Source organism: Cupriavidus sp. C2SS-8b (genome assembly GCF_057073745.1).
The window spans coordinates 2462074-2485230 of the sequence record NZ_CP172717.1; the positions used below are offsets into that span (position 1 = coordinate 2462074).

A 23157-nucleotide genomic window follows, 5' to 3' on the forward strand; every position below is an offset into this window, starting at 1 on the left:
AATAGCTGTGTCGGGTTGGCGATTCAGTAGCTCACATAGACATCGGTCAACAGATCTTCCGGCCCAGGCAGCGGCGCGGCCTTGGCTTCCTGCACCGCGTGCTCGATCAGCGCGGCGACTTCGCGATCGATCGCCTCGAACTCCTCGCGCGAGATCACGCCGCCCTGCGTCACCGTGCGCGTGAACAGCTTCAGGCAATCGCGATTGGCGCGGATATCGTCAAGTTCGCCGGCCGCGCGATAGGTCTGCGCATCGCCTTCGAAGTGGCCGTAGAAGCGAACCATCTTGCATTCGAGCAGCGCCGGGCCGCCGCCTTCGCGCGCGCGGCGGATGACTTCTCCGGCGGCCTCGTGCACGGCGAAGAAGTCGGTACCGTCCACAGTCACGCCGGGAATACCGAAGCCGGCCGCGCGATCCACATAGCTGTCCACTGCGGTGCCGTAGTCGCGCGAGGTCGACTCCGCATAGCCGTTGTTCTCGATCACGAAGATCACCGGCAGGTTCCACACGGCGGCCAGGTTCAGGCTTTCGAGGAAGGTGCCCTGGTTCGAGGCGCCGTCGCCGCAGAAGGTAATGCCGACCTCGCCCTTGCCGCGGAACTTGGCGGCCAGCGCGGCGCCGCAGACCAGTGGCGCGCCCGCGCCCAGGATGCCGTTGGCGCCCATCATGCCCTTGGACAGATCGGCGATATGCATCGAGCCGCCCTTGCCGTTGCACGAACCGCCCTTCTTGCCGTAGATCTCCTTCATCATCGCCACCGGGTCGACGCCCTTGGCAATGCAGTGGCCGTGGCCGCGGTGCGTGCTGGCGATGCGGTCGCCATCATGGAGGTGATGGAGGATGCCGACACCGGCGGCTTCCTCGCCCGCGTAAAGGTGCACAAAGCCCGGAATGTCCCCGCGGCCGAAGTCCACGTGCAGGCGTTCCTCGAAATCGCGGATGGTGCGCATCTTGCGATACACCGTCAGCAGGGTCTCCCTGTCGAGCCCGCTGGGGCCGGTTTGCATGGCACTGGCGCTCATGGTTGTCTCCTTGGGTTGGGGTGGTACGGCTTGCTCAATACGTGATTGCTGGTTGCGTGAGGGATACGCTGCGCATCAGCCGCTCGCGCGCGGCATAGCGCATGCACGCGGCCACGTCGATGCTGCGGAACGCGTGTTCGTGCAGGGTGATGCTGACTTCGTCGCAGGGCCCGAAGGCCAGTTCGCGCTCGCCGTCGAGCGCGACGATGCCGGACCGCTGGCGCACGCGATGCGGCCGCGCATGTTCGAGGTACTGCCAGCCCGCCACGTCGACGGGGCACAGCAGGCCCGGGGCGATCGGTGCGCGCAGCACGAACTCGCCTTGCCCCGGCACGGCCAGCTCGATCGCGAGGCCGCCCGGCTCGCGCCGGCCCAGCGGCTCCAGCAGCCCGGCGATGGCGGACAGGCCAATGGCCTGCGGATCGGCGAACGCCACATACACGGCCGCCAGCGTGTCGGCCTTCCACAGCGCCCGCGCGCCGATGAAGTGTTCGTGGGCAATCACCGCGTCGACAAGCGCGATATCGCGCCGGAAGCCGCCGTCGGCATCGCGGATCACGATATCGAGCCGCTTGTTCGATGCGAGCGCCTGCGAGGCCGGCACCTGTCCCATCGCATACAAACCCGCCGCCAGCCCGGTGATGGTCGGCTCGCGCATTTCCGGAAACGCGTTGTTGGTGCCGGTGGACAGGCCCGCGATCGGCACGCCGCCGCATTCGCGCACCACCGCACGGTGCGTGCCGTCGCCGCCGAGCACGATGATCACGGCCACGCCGGCATCGGCCATGTGGCGCGCCGCATTCAGCGTATCGTCGACGCGCGCCGTGACCGGCATGTCGATGTACTCGACCGCCGGCAGCCCGGCGTCCGGCCCCTGGTGGCGGCTCAGGTGGCGGCTCAGGTGGCGGCTCAGGTGGCGCGCGAGCATGACGCGCAAGCCTTCGCGATCCGGCATCATCATCACGCGCTCGATGCCGCAGGCCGACAGCGCGGCCAGCAGCCGCAGCACGATGTTGACGCGATCGGCCAGCTGCAGGCTGTTGGCATTGGCAATCACGCGGCGGATATCGCGCGCCGACACCGGGTTGGCGATGATGCCTACCAGCGGCGCACCGTCGGACCGTGCTTGCATGGCCTGTCTCCTGTCTGTTGTCGTTGTGCTGACAGGCAGATTGCAATGGCTATGCCAGCATGCGCGGCGCGCTGTAGCGACCCAGGGGACCAGGAAAATTGCGGGATAACCCGCAGGAAACGCGGGTCAGGCCGCCGCGCGGGCCGTGCCGGCGGCGTTCATGGCGTGACAGGTGTCACAGCGCAGGTGTACAGCGCTGGACAGCTGTATCGTTGGCAGCTTTATGGCCGTGATGGCCGTGATGGCCGTTACGACTGGGGCGGGTCGCCGTCGCGGCGGTTGGGAGACTGGATGCCGTAGCGCTCCATGCGGCGGTACAGCGTCATGCGGCTCACGCCGATCTGCCGCGCCACGGCGCTCAGGTTCCAGCCTGACGCACGCAGGTACTGCATCAGCAGCATGGCTTCGGGCGGCAGTTCCGGCGCGTCATCCGGCTGCGGGGGCAGCACCGGCACGGCGGACACTCGCATCGGCGCGCCCAGGCCATCGGGCAGGTCATGGGCATCGATATACCCGCCGGCGCAGACGGCACGCGCGTACTCCAGCACGTTGCGCAACTCGCGCAGGTTGCCGGGCCAGCGGTGGTGGCAGAGCTGATCGCGCGCCTGCGGCGACAACGTGATGCCGCGCTGGCCGCCTTCATCGAGCATCTTCTGCACGAGCCATTCGAAGTCGGTGCGATCGCGCAATGGCGGCAGCGCGAAGCGCGCACCGTTGAGCCGGTAGAACAGGTCCTCGCGGAAACGTCCCTGCGCCACCAGGTCTTCCAGCCGGTGATGGGTCGCCGAAATCACGCGCAGGCGGACCGGCACCGGACGCGCCGCGCCGATCGGCAGCACCTCGCCCTCGGCCAGCACGCGCAACAGCCGCGACTGCAGCTCGCGCGGCATGTCGCCGATCTCGTCGAGGAACAGCGTGCCGCCGTCCGCTTCCTGGATCAGCCCGCGCTTGCCGCGCGGCCCGGCGCCCGAGAAGCTGTTGGGCAGGTGGCCAAACAGCTCGCTCTCGATCAGCGTTTCCGGAATGGCGGCGCAGTTCACCGCCACGAACGGCTGTCCGCGGCGCGCGCTGGCCAGGTGCAGCGCCTTGGCAAAGTACTCCTTGCCGCTGCCGGTTTCGCCGTTGATGAGCAGGTTGATCGGGGAATCCACCAGCCGCGCCGCACGCTGCAGTTGCTGCTGCAGCGCCGGATCACCGCCGCACAATGCCGCCAGCGGCTCCGGCAGCGGCGCGGGCCGCTCCTGCGTGCCACTAGCCTGCCAGCGCAAGGCGGGCGGCATCACGCTCAGGTACAGCAGGCCACCGCTGCGGTTCAGCGCCACCAGGCGCTGCTCGCTCGGACGCGAGTAGACATAGCGGCCCAGGTCTTCGAGCCGCGCGTTGAACAGCGTCTCGAACGACTGGCCCAGCACCGTGCCGGTGGCCAGTTCCCCTTCCAGCATGCGCCGCGCGCGGTGGTTGTGTCCGACAATGCGGCCGCTGTCATCCAGTGCGAGCAGGTACTCCGGGTTGACGTCGACGAACTCGGGGGCGACGTTCAGCTTGAGGATCCAGTCGCGGTGATGCGCGCGCAGGAAATTCGCGTTCTCGATATGGGCCGCGTAGATGCGCACCAGCTGCAGCGCCAGCCCCTGGCTGTCCTTGGCATTTGGCGACGTCAGCGCGGAGATGTCCAGGATCGCGTGCAGGTTGCCGTGCGTATCGAACAGCGGCGCTGCGGTGCAGGTCAGCGGAATGTGGGTGGCGTCGAAATGATCGGCCTGGTGCACGGTCAGGGCTTCGCCCGTGAACAAGGCCGTGCCGACGGCGCACGTGCCCGCGCCGCACTCGCTCCATTCCGCGCCCAGGTACAGGCCGGCATGGCGCAGGTCGGTATCGGTGCGCGCATCGCCGATGTAGTCGACGGTCACGCCCTGCGCATCGGTCAGCAGCACCACGTAGCCGAGGCCCGCGACCTGGGCGTACAGGCTCTCGAGCCCATGGCGCGCGATGCGCGCGAAATCGTCGATGCGTTGCTGGTGTTCGCGCAGCCGCGTCTGCGGCACGATGCGGGCTTCCTGCATGCGCGACGGGTCCAGCCCGTACTGGTGCACGCAGCGCCGCCACGAATTCTCGATCACGGCATCGTGCGTGGGCCGCTCCGCGGGCAGCGCGGGTGGCGGCAGGTAGGTGGTGGCGTGGACTACCGTCTCGATGTGCTCGCGTTGCCGCAGGTCCATCGCTGTCTCCTTGTCGTCTCCGCGGCGTGCGCCGCGGAGGGCACATTGGCGGACTGGCGAACCGGTCGCGTCGTGGCGCGACTCTGTACTGGCTGCTTACTGTATCCGACGCGGTCGGGACGGTGCAAACCGATGTCATCGCCGCCGCAGCCATGTGCGCCAGGCGGCATTCCAGTACGGTGGGGACAGGACATTGCCCGGGCCTTCGAAGTAATGCCGTTCAGCTAACCACCGTCGTTCCCGCGCAGGCGGGAATGACAGTGGTTTCCCCTTCAGGCCGCCGGCGTCAGCGCACGCGCCGTGTCGGCGGCAATCTCGAACGAGCGCAGGCGCGCGGCGTGGTGGAAGATCTGGCCGGTCAGCATCAGTTCGTCCGGCCGCAGGTCATCGACAAAGCGCTGCATGCCGGCGCGCACGGTTTCCGGACTCCCCACCACCGAGCACGCGAGCGAACGGCGGATATGGTCGGCCTCGCTCTCGTTCCACAGCGCCTCGATATCGTCCACGGGCGCGCGCAACTGCCCCGGCGTGCCGCGCACGAGCGCCAGGAACTGCTGCTGCAAGGAGCTGAACAGGCGCCGGGCCTCGGCGTCGGTCTGCGCCGCGAACACATTGAGGCCAAGCATCACGTAGGGCCGCTCCAGCTGCGCGGAAGGCCGGAAGGTCCGCCGGTACAGGTCGACGGCCTGGCGCATGAAGCCCGGCGCGAAATGCGAGGCAAATGCGAACGGCAGGCCCATTGCCGCCGACAATTGCGCGCTGAACAGGCTGGAGCCAAGCAGCCACAGCGGCACCTTCAGGCCCGCGCCGGGCACCGCGCGCAGGCGCTGGCCCGGGCGCACGTCATCGAAATAGGCCTGCAGTTCTTCCACATCCTGCGGGAACGAGTCGGCCGTGTCCTGCGACAGCTGCCGGCGCAGCGCGCGCGCCGTTGCCTGGTCGGTGCCGGGCGCGCGGCCCAGGCCAAGGTCGATGCGGCCCGGGAACAGCGAGGCCAGCGTGCCGAACTGCTCGGCCACCACCAGCGGCGAGTGGTTGGGCAGCATGACGCCGCCCGAGCCCACGCGGATGGTGCGCGTGCCATTGGCCACGTAGCCGATCAGCACGGCGGTGGCAGCGCTGGCGATGCCGGGCATATTGTGGTGCTCGGCCAGCCAGAAGCGGCGGTAGCCCAGGCGCTCGGCGTGCTGTGCCAGGTCGAGCGCGTTGCGCATGGCCTGGCCGGCATCGCTGCCTTGTGCGATGGGGGCCAGGTCGAGAACGGAATAGGGAATCGGGGTCGTCATGGAAGCTGCCTTGGCGCGTCGGCACCGATGCGCGGGGGAATCGAAAACGTCCGCTATCTTAGTAAGCCCCCGGCAATCGCGCTGGCGGCCGTCACGCGGCCTTACCGGCGGCGTGGTTATCGGCGCGAGGCTTTTCGGCGGAAGGATTGAGCGCAGCGCCGCTTGTCCCGTACCATGCTGCCCCATGCGAAGCAAAATATCGGTATGACACTCAAGACTTTGGACGGCGCCCTGGCCTTGCTGACCCACTTCACCGTGCGGCAGCCCACCTGGGGGGTGCGCGAACTCGCCAAGCACAGCGGCGTGCACTACGCAGTGGTGCATCGCGTGCTGGCTACTTTCGCGGCCAACGGCTTCCTGGTGCAGGACGCGGCCACCGGCAAGTACTCGCTCGGCCTGCGCCTGTTCGAGCTGGGCCAGGTCGTGCGCAAGAGCTTCTCGCCTGACGAGATCGTGCGCCCGGTACTGGAAAAATTGGCCGCGCAAAGTGGCGAAACGGTCTTCCTGTCGTGGCTCGACGGCCATGAGGGCCTGTGCGTGGGGCTGGTGCAGAGTCAGCACCAGTTGCGCTTCTCGATCGAACTGGGCGAGCGCTTTCCGCTTTATGCGGGCGCGCACGCCAAGGCCATGCTCGCCTTCCAGGACGACGCGTTCCGCGACGAGGTCTACCGCCAGGGCATGGAGAAGATGGGGCCGCATACCACGCTGGACCGCGACACGATCGAAGCCCAGCTTGACGAGGTGCGCCAGCACGGCTGGGCGCATACCCGAGAGGAAGCCGCCGCGAGCGTGGCCGGGCTGGCGCTGCCGCTGTGGTCGCGCGACCGCAGCGCGGTGATCGGCTCGGTGGCGATTGCCGGTCCGCAGCAGCGGCTCGGCGACGATGCGGTGCCGCGCCTGCTGGAGGCCCTGCGCGATGCCAGCAGCCGGCTCGAAGATGTGATCGGCTTCGTGCGCTGATCCGGGTTTCCGCATTCAGCCCGCCATTAGCGCCTGCCCCACCGCGCCGCCAAAGACGCGCGCGCCGATGGCGTGGCCCAGCGCGCGATAGCTTTCCCACTGCGCCTCGTCGAAGAACTGGTCGGAGGTGGCCTCCTGTGGAAAGGCCGGACGGTCCGCGCCGTACTGCTGCACATCGGCCGGCGCCCAGTCCGCCAGCCGCGGCTTGAGCAGGACGATGCGGCAGACCGGATCACGCCGCTCTACAGCCGGGCCCGCGCGGTACACATTCAGCAGCACCGCGCATTTGCCCGCCGCCGCGCCATTGGTCTGCGTACCAAAATCTTCCGGCACGCCGAACACCGTGCTCAGCACCGGGTGTGTAGTGGCAGCTTCGATATCCACCACGATTTCCAGGCCATGGTCGATCCGCGCGAGCCGGATCAGGTTGGCCAGGTCGCCGAAGCGGTAGTCGGGATCGCCGCCGGCATCGCACAGCACGACCAGTGACACATCGCGGCCCGGGCGCAACAGCTCGTACACGCCGGTGTTGTCGAAGTGCCCGCCGTCCGACAGGTACTGCCAGCCGCGATGCATGCCGTGGAAGCGCGCGGCGAGCTCGCAAGCGAGGCAATACTGCGTGCGGAACAACGCGCTGAAGCGCGCCAGCACCGGGTGCGTGGCACGCTCGGGCAGGCGCTGCGCAGCCGGCACGTGGCCCGCATGGCGCGGACCGTCATGCAGGTAAGACGGCCACCAGGTACCGAGCCGCAGATTCGCCAAACCCATCAGCAGCGACGTGCCGAGCGTCGTGGCCCGCCCGATGCCGGTCGCCAGCGTCGCGCCGGAAATCGCGATCCAGTCGCCCACGGTGCGGGAATCGGCCACGCGGGCCGTTCCCGGATGCGACAGGTCCGGACAACAAGGACGCCCGTCGACAAGAAAGCGCGCATAACTATCGGATGGCAGCGTCTGCGCCGCCCCGGGCTGGACTACGCTGGGGCCAGGGCCGACGCACAGCGGCTTGCCTTTGCGGTCGCGCTGCACCAGTTGCTCGGCCGGATCGACGGTCTGGTTCAGCGTGACGTTGATCAGGTGCAGCGGCGCCAGCACGCGCGGATCGTAGTACGTGTTCAGGCTGAGCTGGTCGCCGGGCACGGGCTCGGCCACGCTGAAGCGCTCGCGCCCTTGCCTGTTCGCCGGATGCGGGACGAAGCGCTCGCCGTTCGATGCGCCAAGGTAGGCGCGCGTGAGCCGCGCCGCATAGAACGGCTGCAGCGTCGACAGGTTCAGGAAGCCGGTGAAGCGCCCCGCCACGACCGCAAGCAACAGCGCCACCAGCACCAATACGACGAGCACCGGGCCGGTATAGGCATTGCCGAACACGAGCCAGTCCACTGGCTCCCGGCCGTTCCAGCGCACGACCAGCACCAGCCACGACCACAGCACGTACACCAGCAGCGCCAGCAGCGCGGCCAGCGCCCCGGCCATCAGCGATACGGGCAGGTGCGCCTGCAGCGCGCGCCAAGGCGTATCGGCACTGTCCCGCTTGCCTTCGTCGCGCAGGCTGGCGCTGTAGCGTACCAGCCAGACCAGCGCGGCAAGCACGCCGGCTGGAACGCCCGCGCGCCATGCCGATGCGGTCATGGAGGCATAGAGGAAGGTCGTGCGCGCGATGGTGTCGGCCATCCCTAGCGCCAGCAGCCACAGCGTCAGCGTCACCGCGCCGCGCAAGGCGCGCGTGGCGCGCACGCGATAGTCCGATACCGCGCGCGGCGCCGGGACAAGCAGGGCCAGACAGCACAGCACGGCCAGCATTGTCAGCGCGCCAGCCGCCGCCAGGATGCAGGCCAGCACCAGTCCCGGGCCCAGCCACACGACCCACCGCGCCGCCAGCAGCAGCAGGATGGCCACCAGCGTCGCGACGATCGGGCCGGGGCTGAAGAAGCGGGCCGCCGACTGCGGGTCGCTGGCACGCGGATACACCATCCAGTAGGCCAGCCCGGGCGGCACGGCCAGCAACAGCGCCGTGCCCACCGGCAACCACAGCAAGGTGCTCCACCAGACCATGCATTCGCCCTGGTTGAACGCCTGGCGCGCGTCATGAAGCAAGTCCATCTCGTAGCGGCCGAGGCTGTACGACATGCCCGTGACCATGTACTGGCCCAGCGCCAGCAAGGCCAGCACGAGCAGCAGCGCGCTGCCGATCACGTAATGCATCGCCAGCCAGTTGCGCAGGACCAGCACGGCGGCGTAGAGGTTGTCGCCGGCGCCGGTCGGCGACAGGTAGCGGCCGTTCTCGCGCAGCCACGCCACGGCGCCGCGGCCCGGGTCGGCTGCATAGGACACCGATGTGCGGATGCGCCCGGGCGGCTCGCATTGCAGCGTGTGGTACGCGTCGGCCGCCGCTTGTACCGGGTTCGTGCCGCGCCGCAGGCGGCCCGGCACGAACAGGCTGGTGAAGAAGGCACCGAGGAAGCCGCCGCCGCTGACCGTGGACAGGTAGTCGAACTGGGGCAGCAGCGAGGCCGGCGGAGCGGGCGCCCCTGGCTGCGCGCCATCAGTTTCAGCCGTCGGCCGCAACGGCGTGCCCGCCAGAGCCTGTAGCACACCGAGGCAGAACGTGGCGCTGCGAATGCCACCGCCGGACAGCGCGAGGGCCCAGTTGCGCATGTCCGCGCCGGGGCGCGCCGGAATGCCAAGCTGCCGGCGCCTTTGCGCGATCCGGACGGCTTCGTCGCTGAATCCGTGGTCTTCTGCAGGCATGAACGCCTCCGTGGCGAAGGATCCGTGCCAAGTATAGGACGCTCTCCAGCCACTCCCTCACATGAGACGCCAACGTCTCGTGCCCGACCGTATCCCGTCGTATGCGCGTTAACCCTGATTGTTGGAGAGGGTCACCGAGGCCTAGCATTTCTCTGTATCAGAGACGTTGTCTCTGTATAAGAGACACAAGGCAACGGAAATGCTCAAGACCCTCGACGGCGCACTGGCGCTGTTGACCCACTTCAACGCGCGCCAGCCAAGCTGGGGCGTTCGCGAACTGGCGCGCGAAAGCGGCGTGCATCACGCCGTGGTCCATCGCATGCTCGCCACCTTCGCCGCCAACGGCTTCCTGGTGCAGGACGCCATGGGCCGCTATGGCCTGGGTCTGCGCTGGTTCGAACTGGGCCAGGTCATGCGCAAGACGTTTTCGCCGGCCGAGGTCGTGCAGCCCGCGCTCGAAGCGCTGGTGCGCCAGAGCGGCGAGACCGTGTTCCTGTCGTGGCTGGACGGTGACGAAGGCCTGTGCACGGACATCGCGCAGAGCCAGCACCAGCTCCGCTTTTCGATCGAGGTGGGCCAGCGCTTCGCGCTCGATGCGGGCGCCCATGCCAAGGCCATCCTGGCCTTCCAGCCGGAAGCACTGCGGCAGCGCGTGGCACAACGCGCGGGCCTGGCCGATGAAGAACTCGAAGCGCGTCTGGTTCGAGTCCGTGCCGAAGGCTGGTCCTACACCTGCGAGGAATCCGCGGCGACCGTGGCCGGACTGGCGGTGCCCTTGTACAGCCGCGACACGCGCGCCGTGATCGGCTCGCTCGCGATTGCCGGGCCGCTGCAACGGCTCGATGAACACGCCTTGCCGCGCCTGCTCGATGCGCTGCGGGCCGCACGCGACACCATCGGGCCGGTGACAGGGTTCCTGCGCTGACCACACACCACAAACAGCGGGCGGCCAGCGGAACTGGCGGGGCGCGCAAAACGAGACAACACTAGGGAGGAACGGTAGACATGACGCCTATGCAAACAGAACTGAACGCGCCGGGGGTGGCGCAACCAGCGACAAGAACGCGCTTCATGGAGCCGCTCCTGCTGCTGGTTTCCGTCGTGCTGTCCGTGTTCGGCGCGATGATCGGCATGCAGCTGATCGTGTCGCTGGGCATCTCCGCCAATACCTCGATCATCGGCGCGCTGATCGCCATCGTGTTCTCGCGCATCCCGCTTGAAATCACGCGCCGTTTCCGCGTGCTCGAACGCCAGAACCTGGTGCAGACCGCGATCTCGTCGGCCACGTTCGGCGCGGCCAATTCGCTGATGATCCCGATCGGCGTGCCGTATGCGATGGGCATGCCGGAACTGGCCTCGCCGATGCTGATTGGCGCGGTGATCGCCATGTTCGTCGACGGCGCCATGCTGTACTTCCTGTTCGGCAGCAAGATTTTCCCGGCCACGGGCACGTGGCCCGCGGGCATTGCCACCGCCGAAGCCATCTGGGCCGGCGATCGCGGCGGCCGCAAGGCGGCGTTCCTGGGGCTGGGCATTGCCGTGGGCGTCGGCGGCGCATGGCTCGGGGTGCCGATGTCCGCGTTCGGCGCAGCGTTCCTCGGCAACCTGGCGGCGCTGACCATGTTCGGCATCGGCCTGCTGGTGCGCGGCTACTCGGTGGCAGTGACCGGCGTGGATATTGCCAAGGCCTACATCCCGCACGGCCTCATGATCGGCGCCGGCATCGTCGCGCTGTTCCAGGTGGCGGTGGAGATCCGCCGCGCGCGCCACGCGCCGGCTGCCGACGCGCGCACCGTCGAAGTGCCGGCCTCGCGCGCCAGCCGCATCCTGTCCGGCGGCTTCCTGATCTACCTGGCCATCGCGCTGCTGATCTCGGTGCTGGCCGGCCACGTGTCCGACATGTCGCTCGGCATGCTCGTCGTCTTCGTGCTCTACGCCGCGTTCGCCGCCTATGTGCACGAGCTGATCGTCGGCATCGCCGCGATGCATTCGGGCTGGTTCCCGGCCTTCGCGGTGGCGCTGATCACGCTGACCATCGGCATCCTGATCGGCTTCCCGCCGACGGCGCTGGCAGTGCTGGTGGGCTTCTCGGCCGCCACTGGTCCGGCCTTCGCCGACATGGGCTATGACCTCAAGACCGGCTACCTGCTGCGCGGCGAAGGCCGCGACATGGAAGCCGAACTGGCCGGCCGCAAGCAGCAGTTCCTGGCCGCGATGATCGGCTTCGCCGTGGCCGCGGTGGTGGTGCTGGTGTTCCACGGCAGCTTCTTCGCACAGAACCTGATCCCGCCCGTCGACCGCGTCTACGCGGCGTCGATCAAGGCCGGCTCGTCGGCGGAAATCGCGCGCAACCTGGTGATCTGGGCGATCCCTGGCGCGCTGCTGCAGCTGATTGGCGGCTCCAAGCGCCAGCTCGGCATCCTGCTCTCGACCGGCATGCTGATCGCCTCGCCGCTGGCCGGCTGGGCAGTGTTGGCCGGCCTGCTGATCCGCTTCATCGTGCAGCGCCTGCGCGGCGACAAACACGTTGCCGAGATGAGCGCCTTTGCCGGCGGCGTGATCGCGGGCGATGCGCTGTTCAGCTTCATCGGCTCGGTCACCAAGCTGCGCAAGTAACACACTCCTCCCGCATTCGCATTACCTGAGACGTTCCATGGATATCCAAGCGATCCGTGCCGGCACCCCGCTGACGGCCTCCACCATCTACCTCGACACGGCAGCGGCATCGCTGCCGCCCGATGCGGTGCTCGACACCGTGCGCAGCTACCTGCTCGATACCGGCCACGTCGGCATCTACCTGCCGGCGTTCCGCAAGGAGACCTATGCGCGCGTGGACGCGGTGCGCGGCAAGCTCGCGTCGCTGCTGAACGCGGCGGCCGACGAGATCGCCTTCACCAAGAACGCGACCGAAAGCATCTCGCTGATCGCGCGCGGCATTGCCTGGCAGGCCGGCGACGAAGTGCTGGTGGCCGACACCGAGATGCTCAGCAACCTGCTGCCGTGGCGCCGCCTTGAGCAAACCTACGGCATCGTGGTGAAGATGGTGGCGGCCAATGCCGAAGGCCTGCTGTCGCCGGAGGCCTTTGATGCGGCCATCACGCCGCGCACGCGCCTGCTGACGTTCTCGCACCTGCCCAACTCGACGGGCGCGGTGCAGCCCGCCGCGCAGATCTGCGCCGTGGCGCGCCGCCACGGCGTGCTGTCGCTGGTCAATGCCGCGCAGAGCGTGGGCATGCTGCGCTCGGACGTGGCCGAACTCGATTGCGATGTCCTGGCCGGCTGCGGCCGCAAGGCGCTGCGCGCGACCGAGGGCTCGGGCTTCCTGTATGTGCGCCGCGCGCTGATCGAGCAGATCGAGCCGGCGCTGGCCGGCTGGTGGAACGGCGCCTATGACCGCGCAACCGGCGCGCTGTCGTTCGTGGCCGGCGCCCGCCGCTTCGAGGCGGGCTGCCCGATCGTGCCGGCGATCCTGGGCATGGGCACGGCCATCGACTACGCCATGCAGATCGGCATCGACGCCATCGAGGCACGCGTGCGTGACCTGACCGAATACGCGGTGGCGAAGTTCTCGTCGATCCCCGGCTTCGAGCTGTACGGCCCGGCCAACGTGGCCGACCGCATCGGCATCGTGCCGTTCAACGTGCGTGGCGTGGACCCGGCCACCATCGTCGCCGCGCTCGAAGCGCAGCAATGCATCATCGAAGCCGGCAACTTCATGGCGGACGCGATCCTCGCGCGCTATGGCGTGTCGACCATGGCGCGCGTGTCGCTGCACTACTTCAACACCCACGAGGAAATCGACCGCGTGGCCGCGCTGATCCGCGCCGCCGTGGCCTGAGCCCCCGAACCGAATCCCTGAAGGAAACCCAGACATGACCCAACGCATCCTCCTGATGAGCAGCTCGCGCAAGGACAACCTCGGCTATCTCGAGCACGCCGGCGAGCAGATCCACACGCTGCTGCGCAAGGAACCGCGCAAGGTGCTGTTCGTGCCGTTCGCGGGCGTGACGTTCAGCTTCGACACCTATGAAGGCATGGTCAAGCCGGTGTTCGAACGGCTGGGCTACGCGCTGGAGTCGATCCACCACAGCGCCGATCCGCTGCGCGCCGTGAACGAGGCCCAGGCCATCGCCGTGGGCGGCGGCAACACCTTTGCGCTGCTCAAGCGCATGTATGACGCCGGCATCGTCGACGCGATCCGCGCGAAGGTGCGCGCCGGCACGCCGTACGTGGGCTGGAGCGCGGGCAGCAACGTGGCCTGCCCGACCATCCGCACCACCAACGACATGCCGATCGTGCAGCCGCCGTCGCTGCGCGCGCTCGGGCTGGTGCCGTTCCAGATCAACCCGCACTTCATCAGCGGCAAGCCGGCCGGCCATAACGGCGAAAGCCGTGAAGAGCGCCTGGCCGAGTTCCTGAATATCAATGCGCCAGAGCAGGTGTTCGCGTTGCCGGAGGGTTCGGCGCTGTACAGCGACGGCACCCATGGGACGGTGCTGGGCGAGCGCCATGCGCTGTGTTTCCCGGCCGAAGGCAAGGTCGAGACCATTCGTGAAGGCGAGACCTTTGCGCTGTCGCGCATCAAGGGTCCGGCGGGAATGCAGGACTGGCCGGGCTTTGCGATCTGAGACCGTGCAGGCGTCGGAATGAACCACGGTATTGCTCCCCTCTCCCACCCCGTGGGAGAGGGGAGCAAACCGGCAGGCTATGTAGGCAGCCCCCCTAGTACAACAAATCAAACCCCACACCGGCGCGGCGATCCGCCCGGTGCGAGCACCCTATTACCCTCTGGAGGAGAAACCACAATGAGCCACCCCGTCCGCCGCGCCGCCCGCGCGGCCCTGCCGCTGCTGCTGAGCCTGCCTGCCGCCGCCATGGCGCAACAGTCCGGTCTGACGCTGTACGGCGTCATCGACAGCGGCCTGACGTACCAGACACACTCCAACCCTGCCGGCGATGCCGTGCTCGGCCTGCAGCAGGGCGGCGAGGGCTTCCTGTCGGGCAGCCGCTTCGGCCTGCGCGGCAACGAAGACCTGGGCGATGGGGTCAAGGCCGGCTTCGTGCTGGAGAACGGCTTCCTAACCGATACCGGCAAGCTGGACCAGCAGGGGCAGCTGTTCGGCCGCCAGGCCTATGTGAAGATCGGCAACCGCTGGGGCGAACTGGCCATGGGCCGGCAGTACACCACGGCCAACACCATGCTGTACTACGTCGACCCGCTCGGTGTCGGCGCGGCGCCGTCCAATTCGTGGATGGTCTACCTGACCGGCCAGCGCTACGACAACGCGCTCAGCTACACCGGCAACTTCGGCCCGGTCTCGGTGATCGCCGAATATGCGCTCGGTGAAACGGCAGGCAAAGGTTCGGCAAGCTCGTCGGTATCGCTGGGCCTCAAGTACGCGGCCGGCCCGATCACGGCGATCGGCGACTTCCAGCAAACCCGCGATATCCAGAGCCGTGCGGCCCGCATCTACATGGCAGGCCTGAAGGCATCCGTCGGCCGCGGCAACCTCTTTGCCAACTATATCTACAGCGACCGCGACGGCGGCTTCGATTCGTCGCGCGGCGGCACCGACACGGCCACCATCACGAGCATGTCGACCGCGCCGACGCCGACCAACCGCGCGGCCATCAATTCGGTCTTCAACGGCAGCCGCCGCGACGACTTCTTCACCGTCGGCGCCAACTACGCCATCACCGGCAACGTGACGCTGACGGGCAGCGTGATGCACAACCGCACGCGCGCCGACAACTTCAGCGGCAACCGCACCACCGCCTACGCAGTCGCGGACTACGCGTTCAGCAAGCGCACCGACGCCTACCTGGCCGTGGCCTACGACTGGGTGCGCGGCGACTGGTCCGGCCTGTTCGGCAACAACACCACCAACTGGACCGGCGACAGCGGCCGCCGTCTCGACGGCAACGACAACCAGACCACCGTCATGGTCGGCCTGCGCCACCAGTTCTGATTGATATTCCACGCCGCGCACGCACGCTTGCGCGGCCACCCTCGCCTTTCACTTGGAGAAAAACCATGGCCCTGCAGCAGACGCTGGTCATTCATGAAGCCCTGGACAGCCCGAACGCCAACGGTGCTGTGGTCCGGGAACTGTTCGCGTCCTACGCCGAAGCCGGCGTGACGGTCGAAGTGACCACGGTGCACAACGCACCGCCAGAAAACACCGCCAACACCAGCGACTTCATCACCATCGTGATTCCTGGCACCAACGGCAAGCGCGGCGGCGGCAAAGCGCCCACGCTGGGCGTGATCGGCCGCAATGGCGCCATCGGCGCGCGGCCCGAGCTGGTCGGCCTTGTGTCCGACGCGGATGGCCCGATCGGCTGCCTGGCCGTGGCGCTCAAGCTCGCGCAGATGAAGTCGCGCGGCGATCACGTGGCCGGCGACGTCATCGTCACGACGCACCTGTCGACCAATGTGTCGATGCAGCCACACGACCCGGTGCCGTTCATGAGCATGCCGGTGTCGTCGGACACCATGAACGACCACCAGGTGCTGCCGGAGATGGACGCCATCCTGTCGATCGACGCGTCCAAGGGCAACAGCATCATCAAGCATCGCGGCTTCGCGATTTCCCCGACGGCCATGCAGGGTTACATCCTGCGCGTGAGCCCGGACCTGGTTGCGACCATGGAATCGACCACCGGCTGCCCCGCCGTCACGTTCCCGATCTCGCAACAGGACATCACGCCGTACCACAACGGCCTGTACCACTTCAACAGCATCATGCAGCCGCACGTGGCCACACATGCGCCGGTGGTGGGTGTGGCGGTGACAGCACAATCAGTCGTATCGGGCAGCGCCACGTCGGCCAACCACGAGATCGACATTGCCGAGGCCGTGCGCTTCTGCGTGGAAGTGGGCAAGCGCTTTGGCGCGGGCAAGTGCCAGTTCTTCAACGCCACCGAGTGGGAAAAGATCCGCGCGGTCTACCCGGACCTGACGGTGTTCCAGACTGCCGGCAAGCGCTGAGACTTCCGCCCGGTCATCCCCGGGCAAGGCGGATCAGCCGGCTGCCGCGTCGTTGGCCGCTTCCGCGGCCTGCGGCGGCGCCTCGGTGCCGCCGTGCAGGCGCTTCCACTCGTCGAAGCCGCCCGCCAGGGCAAAGGTCTGTGGATGGCCCGCGGCGCGGAGCCGCTCGGCCAGGATGGCCGCCGAAATCTCGTGCGGACAGGCGCAGTAGACGACGATGTCGCGCGATGCCAGCTGGTCGCGCAGCGCATCGAGCGATCCGTGCATGTCCACGACCATGGCACCCGGGATGCGCTCGATCGGCGCGGGGCCATGGGCGCGGACGTCGAGCACCAGCGGCAGCGTGCCGGCGCGGCGGCGGGCCTCGAGTTCATCGACGGTCATGCGCGGCACCCGCCGCGTCCGGCGCAACAGCCGGAAACGCCACCAGATGCGCCAGGCCAGGAACAGCGCGAAGGCGCCCACGCAGACCAGCACCGCCAGGTGCCCGTACTCGCTGAAGGCAGCCAGAATGACATCGACAAAGTCACTGAACACCACCCCGACCAGCAGCGCCGCGCCGGCCCAGACCAGCGCGCCGACGGCGTCATAGAACAGGAATACCGGCAGCGGCGTGGCCGTCATGCCGGCCATGGCCGTGGAGAGCGCGCCGGCACCGGGCAGCAGCTTGGCGAAGACCAGCGAACGCGGCCCCACGCGCAGGTAAAGCGACTGGGTCTGGCGGATGCAGGTGTCGGGCGACATCGACACCTTGCAGATGGTGCGCAGCATGGGCTGGCCCAGCCGGCGGCCGGCAAAATACCAGGCGGTATCCGCGATGAGGCAAGCCGCGATCACGGTCGCCAGCACCGCGCCGATCGACGGGCCGGTCTCCTGCACGCCCAGTGCGCCGGCCACGAACAGCATCGGATACGCCGGAATCGGCAGGCCCGCCTGTTCCGCCAGCACGTTGAGGAACACCAGCATCAGCCCATGGTTTTCCAGCATGGTCTGCAACTCGCCCACAGCCGTCCCCCCGCCTTGGTCTTTCATTTGGATAGACCGACAGTTTGCCAGCGCTGCAGCCAGCCTGCACGTGCGCCGACTGCATGGGACCTTCAAATTCCTTGAGCCTGGGCCCCCCGCGGCCGGCCTTACTGGATCAGCTTGCAACGCCGGGCAAAATCCACCAGTTCCACCAGCGAGCCGATCTGCAGCTTGGCCATGATACGGGCCTTGTAGCTGCTGACGGTCTTGTTGCTGATAAACAGTTCGCGGCTGATGTCCTTGTACGTCATGCCGCGCGCCAGCATCTTCAGCACCCCGAGTTCCTTGTCGGAAAGGCGCCGCAGGTTTTCCTCGTCGCCGCACAACGCCGGCCCGTGGGCGCCGCGCCGTGGCAGTGCCGGAAAAACCGTATAGCCAGCCAGCACGGATTCCACCGCGCGCAGGATTTCCTGGATGTCCTGCGTCTTGCTGACAAAGCCCTGCGCGCCCGCCTGCCACGCGCGCGACACGAACACGGCCGGATCGAGCGCGGTCACGACAAGGACGCGCACCGCCGGATGCATATCGCGCACGCGGGCAGCCACATCGAGGCCGCCGATGCGTGGAATGTCGAGGTCGAGCATCACCAGGTCGGGCTTGTGCTGGCGCACCGCTTCGATCGCGCACTGGCCATTGTCGGCTTCGAGAATATGCTCCACGCCGAGCAGTTGGGAAAGCTGCGATCTCATCACCAGCCGCCACGCGGGATGATCATCAACGATCAGGACGCTAGCCATGCTTGCCTGTCTGTCACTCTGTATAGGAATCGGTCAGGAAGGCGCCCGGGCGCCGGAAGACTGTCACCCGCAGGAGGTAGACGCGGGACACGAAGGGGCAAGTATAGGCAGGCGCTCAGGCGCTGAAATGCGGTGGAACCGCAATGCAGATGAATCTGCATCTGACGAAGCAATTTCTTTGCTCTTATAGGCCGCCAGGACGCCGGATTCACCGGCCTGCCGCACGCGGACGACGGACGGCGCGCAGCGCGCCCCGATGGCCGCCCCTTCCGCGCGCAGGGACAAACGGGGTTGCGCGGCAGGTGCTACTCTACTTAACTGAGGTCATCCCGGAGAGATCGCCGTGTCCCGCAAAACCCCCATCGAGCGCTACCGCAATATCGGCATCAGTGCCCATATCGACGCCGGCAAGACGACGACGACGGAGCGCATCCTGTTCTATACCGGCGTCAACCACAAGCTGGGGGAAGTGCACGACGGCGCCGCGACGATGGACTGGATGGAGCAGGAGCAGGAGCGCGGCATCACCATCACGTCGGCGGCGACCACGGCGTTCTGGAAGGGCATGGCCGGCAACTACCCTGAGCACCGCATCAACATCATCGACACGCCGGGGCACGTCGACTTCACCATCGAAGTCGAGCGCTCCATGCGCGTGCTCGATGGCGCCTGCATGGTCTATGACGCGGTCGGCGGCGTGCAGCCGCAGTCCGAGACGGTCTGGCGCCAGGCCAACAAGTACAACGTGCCGCGCATCGCGTTCGTCAACAAGATGGACCGCGTCGGCGCGGACTTCTTCCGCGTGCAGACCCAGATCGCCGACCGGCTCAAGGGCCGCGCCGTGCCGATCCAGATTCCGGTCGGCGCCGAGGACCATTTCCAGGGCGTGGTCGACCTGGTCAAGATGAAGGCCGTGGTCTGGGACGACGAGAGCCAGGGTGTGCGCTTCGAGTACCGGGACATCCCGGCCGAGCTGCTGCCCATCGCGCAGGAATGGCGCGACAAGATGATCGAAGCCGCGGCCGAGGCCGACGAGACGCTGCTCGAGCAATACCTGTCCGGCGAACCGCTGACCGAGGCGCAGATCAAGCAGGGCTTGCGCAAGCGCACCATCGCCAACGAGATCGTGCCGATGCTGTGCGGCAGCGCGTTCAAGAACAAGGGCGTGCAGAGCATGCTGGACGCGGTGATCGACTACCTGCCCTCGCCCGCCGACGTGCCCGCCATCCTGGGCCATACCGAGGACGACCGCGAGGCCGAGCGCCATCCGAGCGACGACGAGCCGTTCTCGGCGCTGGCGTTCAAGATCATGACGGATCCGTTTGTCGGCCAGCTGATCTTCTTCCGCGTGTATTCGGGCGTGGTCCATTCCGGCGACACGGTTTACAACCCGGTCAAGTCCAAGCGCGAGCGGCTGGGGCGCATCCTGCAGATGCACGCCAACGTGCGCCAGGAGATCAAGGAAGTGCGTGCCGGCGATATCGCCGCGGCGGTGGGGCTGAAGGAAGCCACCACTGGCGACACGCTGTGCGACCCGAACAAGGTCATCATCCTGGAACGCATGAGCTTCCCGGAACCCGTGATCTCGCAGGCGGTGGAGCCGAAGACCAAGGCGGACCAGGAGAAGATGGGCGTCGCCCTGAACCGGCTGGCGCAGGAGGATCCGTCGTTCCGCGTGACGACCGACGAGGAATCCGGGCAGACCATTATTTCCGGCATGGGCGAGCTGCACCTGGAGATCCTGGTCGACCGGATGCGGCGCGAGTTCGGCGTGGAAGCATCGGTGGGCAAGCCGCAGGTGGCCTATCGCGAGACCATCCGGCAGGCGGCGAAGGATGTCGAGGGCAAGTTCATCAAGCAGTCAGGCGGACGCGGCCAGTACGGCCACGTGGTGCTCAACATCGAGCCGATGCCGCACGGCGGCGGCTACGAGTTCGTCGACGCCATCAAGGGCGGCGTGGTGCCGCGCGAATTTATCCCGGCGGTGGACAAGGGCATTCGTGAAACGCTGACCGCCGGCGTGCTGGCGGGGTATCCGATTGTCGATGTGAAAGCTACGCTGGTATTCGGTTCGTACCACGACGTGGATTCGAACGAGAATGCGTTCCGCATGGCCGGCTCGATGGCGTTCCGCGAGGGCATGAAGCGGGCCAAGCCGATCCTGCTTGAGCCGATGATGTCGGTGGAAGTGGAAACGCCGGAGGAATTCACCGGCAATGTAATGGGCGATCTCTCGTCACGGCGCGGCATGGTGCACGGGATGGAAGAGATCGCGGGCGGCGGGGGCAAGGTGGTGCGCGCCGAGGTGCCGCTGGCGACGATGTTCGGCTACTCCACGTCGCTGCGCTCGCTCACGCAGGGCCGCGCGACATTTACGATGGAGTTCAAGCACTACGCCGAAGCGCCGGCTAGTGTGGCGGAGGCGGTGATTAATGCGAAGAGGGTGGCATAGAGGGCATTTCGCGCCACGCCAGGGACAGAGGCCGCGATTGCATCGCGGCCTTTTTTGACTGCCGAGCGGCCATATCCATCTACTCGATCGCCACCTTCCCTTCCTTCACCAGCTTCGCGAACTTCACCGTCTCATCATTGATGCGCTTGGCAAACTCATCCGCCGTGCCCACCATGGGCTCCGCGCCCGCGGCCAGCATGCGCTGCTGAAAATCCTGCGATTTCACGATCTTCACGATCTCGGCGCTGAGCCTGGCCAGGATCGGCTTCGGCGTCGCCGCGGGCGCCAGCACGCCGAACCACGTGCCGATATCAAAGCCCTTCAGCCCCGACTCTTCAAGCGTCGGCACATCGGGCAGCACGCTGGATCGCTTCGCCGTCGTCACGGCCAGGGCCCTGAGCTTGCCGGCCTTGATATGCGGCAGCACCGTGGTCAGCGTATCGAACGACATCGTCACCTGCCCGCCCAGCAAATCTGTCGTCAGCGGACCGCTGCCCTTGTAAGGCACATGCAGCAACGACGCGCCGGTCTCCGCCTGGAACTGCGTGCCGATCAGGTGCTGCGCCGTGCCGTTGCCGTTCGAGCCATACGCGAACTCCGTCGGCGACTTCTTCGCCAGTGCAACCAGTTCCGCGACGTTCTTCGCCGGCGTCTTCGCGGCGTTGATGACGAGCACGTTCGGCACCATCGCCACCGTGGCCACCGGAGCCAGATCCTTCTGGAAGCTGTAGGGCAGCTTCTTGTAGACGCTCGTTGCAATGGTGTGGTGCACCGCGCCCATCAGCAGCGTGTAGCCGTCCGGCTTCGCCTTGGCCACATAGTCCGCGCCAACCGTCGCGCCGGCGCCGGGCCGGTTTTCGACGATGACAGGCTGCCCGAGGTTCTTCGATAACTGGTCGCCGATCGCGCGTGCCAGCACATCGGTCGTGCCGCCGGACGGGAACGGCACCACCAGGCTGATCGGCCGCGCGGGCCATTCCTGCGATAGCGCGGCCGAAGAAGCGGCGAAGCCGACCGCCAGCACGGAAAGGCGAACGATGTTCCGCAAAGCAAGGGGTGTGCGCATTGGCTGTCTCCTGTTGGGATGGTTATGGTTTGCGTGTGGGTAAGTCTTTGTTGCGGGATCGGCGATGGTGGTGTCTTCCGTCTCGCCGATTCATTGCACCTGTGCGATGCGCAGCAAGTTGGTGGTCCCGGCAACCGTGAATGGAAGCCCTGCCGAGATGACGATCGATTCGCCACGCTCGCCGAAGCGTTCCTCCAGCACGGTGCGGCTGGCCAGCTCCGTCATCTCCAGCACGTCCACCACTTCGTGGCACAGCACGGCATGCACGCCCCACGCCAGCGCCAGCCGCCGGGCGGTGGCCACGCGCGGCGTCATGCCGAGGATTGGCACTTCGGGACGCTCGCGCGCCATGCGCAGGGCCGAGTAGCCCGAGCTGGTGTAGGCAACGGTCGCCGGCACCTTGAGCAGGCCTGCGACATGGCGGATCGCGTAGCCGATGGCATCCGCGGCCTCGGCGCGCGGCGGGGTATGCGACGCCTGGATGGCGTCGTGGTAAAGCGGGTCCGATTCCGTGCGCGTGATGATGCTGTCCATCATCGTCACGGCTTCCACCGGGTAGCGGCCGGAAGCCGACTCGGCCGACAGCATCACGGCATCGGCGCCGTCGTAGACCGCGGTCGCCACGTCCGAAGCCTCCGCGCGCGTCGGCACGGGCGACGCAACCATCGATTCGAGCATCTGCGTGGCCACGATCACCGGCTTGCCAGCCTTGCGGCAGGCGCGCACGATCTGCTTCTGCAACGATGGCACCAGTTCCGCGGGCATCTCCACGCCCAGGTCGCCACGCGCGACCATCACGGCGTCCGCTTCGGCGACGATGGCCTCCAGGCTCTGGATCGCCGCGGGTTTTTCGAGCTTGGCAACGATGCCGGCGCGGCCCTGCACGATCTGCTTGATCTCCTGGATGTCCTCGGCGCGCTGCACGAACGACAGCGCGATCCAGTCGACACCGAGCGTGAGGCCGAAGTCCAGGTCGCGGCGATCTTTCTCGGTCATCGCCGAGAGCGGCAGCACCACGCCTGGCACATTCACCCCCTTGCGATCCGACAGCGCGCCGCCGTTGATCACCGTCGTCTGCGCGAAGTCGGCGCCGCACTGCTCCACGCGCAGGCGAATCTTGCCGTCGTCGAGCAGCAGTTCGGTGCCTTCGCCCAGCGCGGCGAAAATCTCCGGGTGCGGCAGGCTGACGCGAGTTTGCGAACCCGGCACGGCAGCGTCGAGGTCTAGGCGGAACGGCGCCCGCGCGGCCAGTTGCACGGGGCTGTCGGCAAACGTGCCGATGCGCAGCTTGGGACCTTGCAAGTCCAGCAGCACGCCAATCGGGCGGCCCCGCTCGCGCTCGATGGCGCGGATGCTGTCCAGGCGCTGCTTGTGGTCGTCATGGCTGCCGTGGCTGAAATTGAGCCGGAACACATCGGCGCCAGCTTCGAACAGCGCATCGATGCTCTCGGGTGTCGAACTTGCCGGCCCCAGTGTTGCCACGATCTTGGCGTTGCGAAGGCGTCTCATGCTTTACTCCTG

The 23157-nt window shown here is 67.4% G+C and carries 17 protein-coding genes; 8 read left to right on the plus strand and 9 right to left on the minus strand.

Annotated features, from left to right (window positions below):
- Nucleotides 1-23: 23 nt before the first annotated feature.
- From ACIGJB_RS28115 to ACIGJB_RS28130, 4 genes are all read right to left on the minus strand, one after another.
- Nucleotides 24-1022: a thiamine pyrophosphate-dependent dehydrogenase E1 component subunit alpha gene (locus ACIGJB_RS28115; protein ID WP_483733222.1), complete on the minus strand. Its 999-nt coding sequence runs from the start codon at nt 1020-1022 to the stop codon at nt 24-26.
- A gap of 34 nt (nt 1023-1056) precedes the next feature.
- Nucleotides 1057-2154 (minus strand): ATP-NAD kinase family protein, encoded by a 1098-nt coding sequence (locus tag ACIGJB_RS28120; RefSeq protein ID WP_483733223.1) that lies wholly within the window; start codon nt 2152-2154, stop codon nt 1057-1059.
- 248 nt (nt 2155-2402) lie between these two features.
- A complete protein-coding gene (locus ACIGJB_RS28125; protein ID WP_483733224.1) occupies nt 2403-4373 on the minus strand; it encodes a sigma-54-dependent Fis family transcriptional regulator in 1971 nt (656 codons plus the stop codon).
- Nucleotides 4374-4645: 272 nt separating this feature from the next.
- Nucleotides 4646-5659 (minus strand): LLM class flavin-dependent oxidoreductase, encoded by a 1014-nt coding sequence (locus ACIGJB_RS28130; protein WP_483733225.1) that lies wholly within the window; start codon nt 5657-5659, stop codon nt 4646-4648.
- Nucleotides 5660-5863: 204 nt separating this feature from the next.
- Between ACIGJB_RS28130 and ACIGJB_RS28135 the strand changes: the two genes are divergently transcribed.
- On the plus strand, nt 5864-6619 hold the full coding sequence (locus ACIGJB_RS28135) for an IclR family transcriptional regulator (protein WP_483733226.1): 756 nt from the start codon (nt 5864-5866) through the stop codon (nt 6617-6619).
- Nucleotides 6620-6634: 15 nt separating this feature from the next.
- Here the strand turns inward: ACIGJB_RS28135 and ACIGJB_RS28140 are convergent, their stop codons facing one another.
- Nucleotides 6635-9364: a hypothetical protein gene (locus ACIGJB_RS28140; protein ID WP_483733227.1), complete on the minus strand. Its 2730-nt coding sequence runs from the start codon at nt 9362-9364 to the stop codon at nt 6635-6637.
- 199 nt (nt 9365-9563) lie between these two features.
- Between ACIGJB_RS28140 and ACIGJB_RS28145 the strand changes: the two genes are divergently transcribed.
- From ACIGJB_RS28145 to ACIGJB_RS28170, 6 genes are all read left to right on the plus strand, one after another.
- Entirely contained in the window at nt 9564-10289 is a 726-nt protein-coding gene (locus ACIGJB_RS28145) for an IclR family transcriptional regulator (protein ID WP_483733228.1), read from the plus strand.
- A gap of 80 nt (nt 10290-10369) precedes the next feature.
- Complete coding sequence (locus ACIGJB_RS28150) at nt 10370-11980, plus strand: OPT/YSL family transporter (protein ID WP_483733229.1); 1611 nt, start codon at nt 10370-10372, stop codon at nt 11978-11980.
- A 37-nt stretch (nt 11981-12017) separates the two neighbouring features.
- Nucleotides 12018-13202, plus strand: coding sequence for an aminotransferase class V-fold PLP-dependent enzyme (locus ACIGJB_RS28155; RefSeq protein WP_483733230.1), 1185 nt, complete (start codon nt 12018-12020; stop codon nt 13200-13202).
- 34 nt (nt 13203-13236) lie between these two features.
- Complete coding sequence (gene pepE, locus ACIGJB_RS28160; protein ID WP_483733231.1) at nt 13237-13992, plus strand: dipeptidase PepE; 756 nt, start codon at nt 13237-13239, stop codon at nt 13990-13992.
- Between the two features lie 177 nt (nt 13993-14169).
- Nucleotides 14170-15333, plus strand: a complete 1164-nt coding sequence (locus ACIGJB_RS28165; RefSeq protein ID WP_483733232.1) for a porin — start codon at nt 14170-14172, stop codon at nt 15331-15333.
- Between the two features lie 65 nt (nt 15334-15398).
- On the plus strand, nt 15399-16355 hold the full coding sequence (locus tag ACIGJB_RS28170; protein ID WP_483733233.1) for a DUF1177 domain-containing protein: 957 nt from the start codon (nt 15399-15401) through the stop codon (nt 16353-16355).
- A gap of 33 nt (nt 16356-16388) precedes the next feature.
- Here the strand turns inward: ACIGJB_RS28170 and ACIGJB_RS28175 are convergent, their stop codons facing one another.
- Both ACIGJB_RS28175 and ACIGJB_RS28180 read right to left on the minus strand, forming a co-directional pair.
- Nucleotides 16389-17360: a DedA family protein/thiosulfate sulfurtransferase GlpE gene (locus ACIGJB_RS28175; RefSeq protein ID WP_483734682.1), complete on the minus strand. Its 972-nt coding sequence runs from the start codon at nt 17358-17360 to the stop codon at nt 16389-16391.
- Between the two features lie 128 nt (nt 17361-17488).
- The gene (locus tag ACIGJB_RS28180; RefSeq protein WP_483733234.1) at nt 17489-18118 is read right to left on the minus strand and encodes a response regulator; all 630 of its coding nucleotides are present in this window, start codon (nt 18116-18118) and stop codon (nt 17489-17491) included.
- Between the two features lie 343 nt (nt 18119-18461).
- Here ACIGJB_RS28180 and fusA point away from each other — a divergent pair, with 343 nt between their 5' ends.
- Nucleotides 18462-20570, plus strand: a complete 2109-nt coding sequence (gene fusA / locus ACIGJB_RS28185) for an elongation factor G (protein ID WP_483733235.1) — start codon at nt 18462-18464, stop codon at nt 20568-20570.
- Nucleotides 20571-20649: 79 nt separating this feature from the next.
- Here the strand turns inward: fusA and ACIGJB_RS28190 are convergent, their stop codons facing one another.
- Together ACIGJB_RS28190 and pyk are read right to left on the minus strand one after the other, a co-directional pair.
- Entirely contained in the window at nt 20650-21636 is a 987-nt protein-coding gene (locus ACIGJB_RS28190) for a Bug family tripartite tricarboxylate transporter substrate binding protein (RefSeq protein ID WP_483733236.1), read from the minus strand.
- Between the two features lie 90 nt (nt 21637-21726).
- Nucleotides 21727-23145: a pyruvate kinase gene (gene pyk, locus ACIGJB_RS28195; RefSeq protein ID WP_483733237.1), complete on the minus strand. Its 1419-nt coding sequence runs from the start codon at nt 23143-23145 to the stop codon at nt 21727-21729.
- Between the last annotated feature and the right edge of the window lie 12 nt (nt 23146-23157).

Coding starts and splice junctions, on each gene's coding strand:
- ACIGJB_RS28155 (WP_483733230.1), top strand. CDS start 12,018: ATGGATATCCAAGCGATCCGTGCCGGCACCCCGCTGACGGCCTCCACC.
- ACIGJB_RS28180 (WP_483733234.1), bottom strand. CDS start 18,118: ATGGCTAGCGTCCTGATCGTTGATGATCATCCCGCGTGGCGGCTGGTG.
- ACIGJB_RS28150 (WP_483733229.1), top strand. CDS start 10,370: ATGACGCCTATGCAAACAGAACTGAACGCGCCGGGGGTGGCGCAACCA.
- ACIGJB_RS28140 (WP_483733227.1), bottom strand. CDS start 9,364: ATGCCTGCAGAAGACCACGGATTCAGCGACGAAGCCGTCCGGATCGCG.
- ACIGJB_RS28145 (WP_483733228.1), top strand. CDS start 9,564: ATGCTCAAGACCCTCGACGGCGCACTGGCGCTGTTGACCCACTTCAAC.
- ACIGJB_RS28135 (WP_483733226.1), top strand. CDS start 5,864: ATGACACTCAAGACTTTGGACGGCGCCCTGGCCTTGCTGACCCACTTC.
- ACIGJB_RS28130 (WP_483733225.1), bottom strand. CDS start 5,659: ATGACGACCCCGATTCCCTATTCCGTTCTCGACCTGGCCCCCATCGCA.
- ACIGJB_RS28170 (WP_483733233.1), top strand. CDS start 15,399: ATGGCCCTGCAGCAGACGCTGGTCATTCATGAAGCCCTGGACAGCCCG.
- pyk (WP_483733237.1), bottom strand. CDS start 23,145: ATGAGACGCCTTCGCAACGCCAAGATCGTGGCAACACTGGGGCCGGCA.
- pepE (WP_483733231.1), top strand. CDS start 13,237: ATGACCCAACGCATCCTCCTGATGAGCAGCTCGCGCAAGGACAACCTC.
- ACIGJB_RS28120 (WP_483733223.1), bottom strand. CDS start 2,154: ATGCAAGCACGGTCCGACGGTGCGCCGCTGGTAGGCATCATCGCCAAC.
- ACIGJB_RS28165 (WP_483733232.1), top strand. CDS start 14,170: ATGAGCCACCCCGTCCGCCGCGCCGCCCGCGCGGCCCTGCCGCTGCTG.
- ACIGJB_RS28190 (WP_483733236.1), bottom strand. CDS start 21,636: ATGCGCACACCCCTTGCTTTGCGGAACATCGTTCGCCTTTCCGTGCTG.
- ACIGJB_RS28115 (WP_483733222.1), bottom strand. CDS start 1,022: ATGAGCGCCAGTGCCATGCAAACCGGCCCCAGCGGGCTCGACAGGGAG.
- ACIGJB_RS28125 (WP_483733224.1), bottom strand. CDS start 4,373: ATGGACCTGCGGCAACGCGAGCACATCGAGACGGTAGTCCACGCCACC.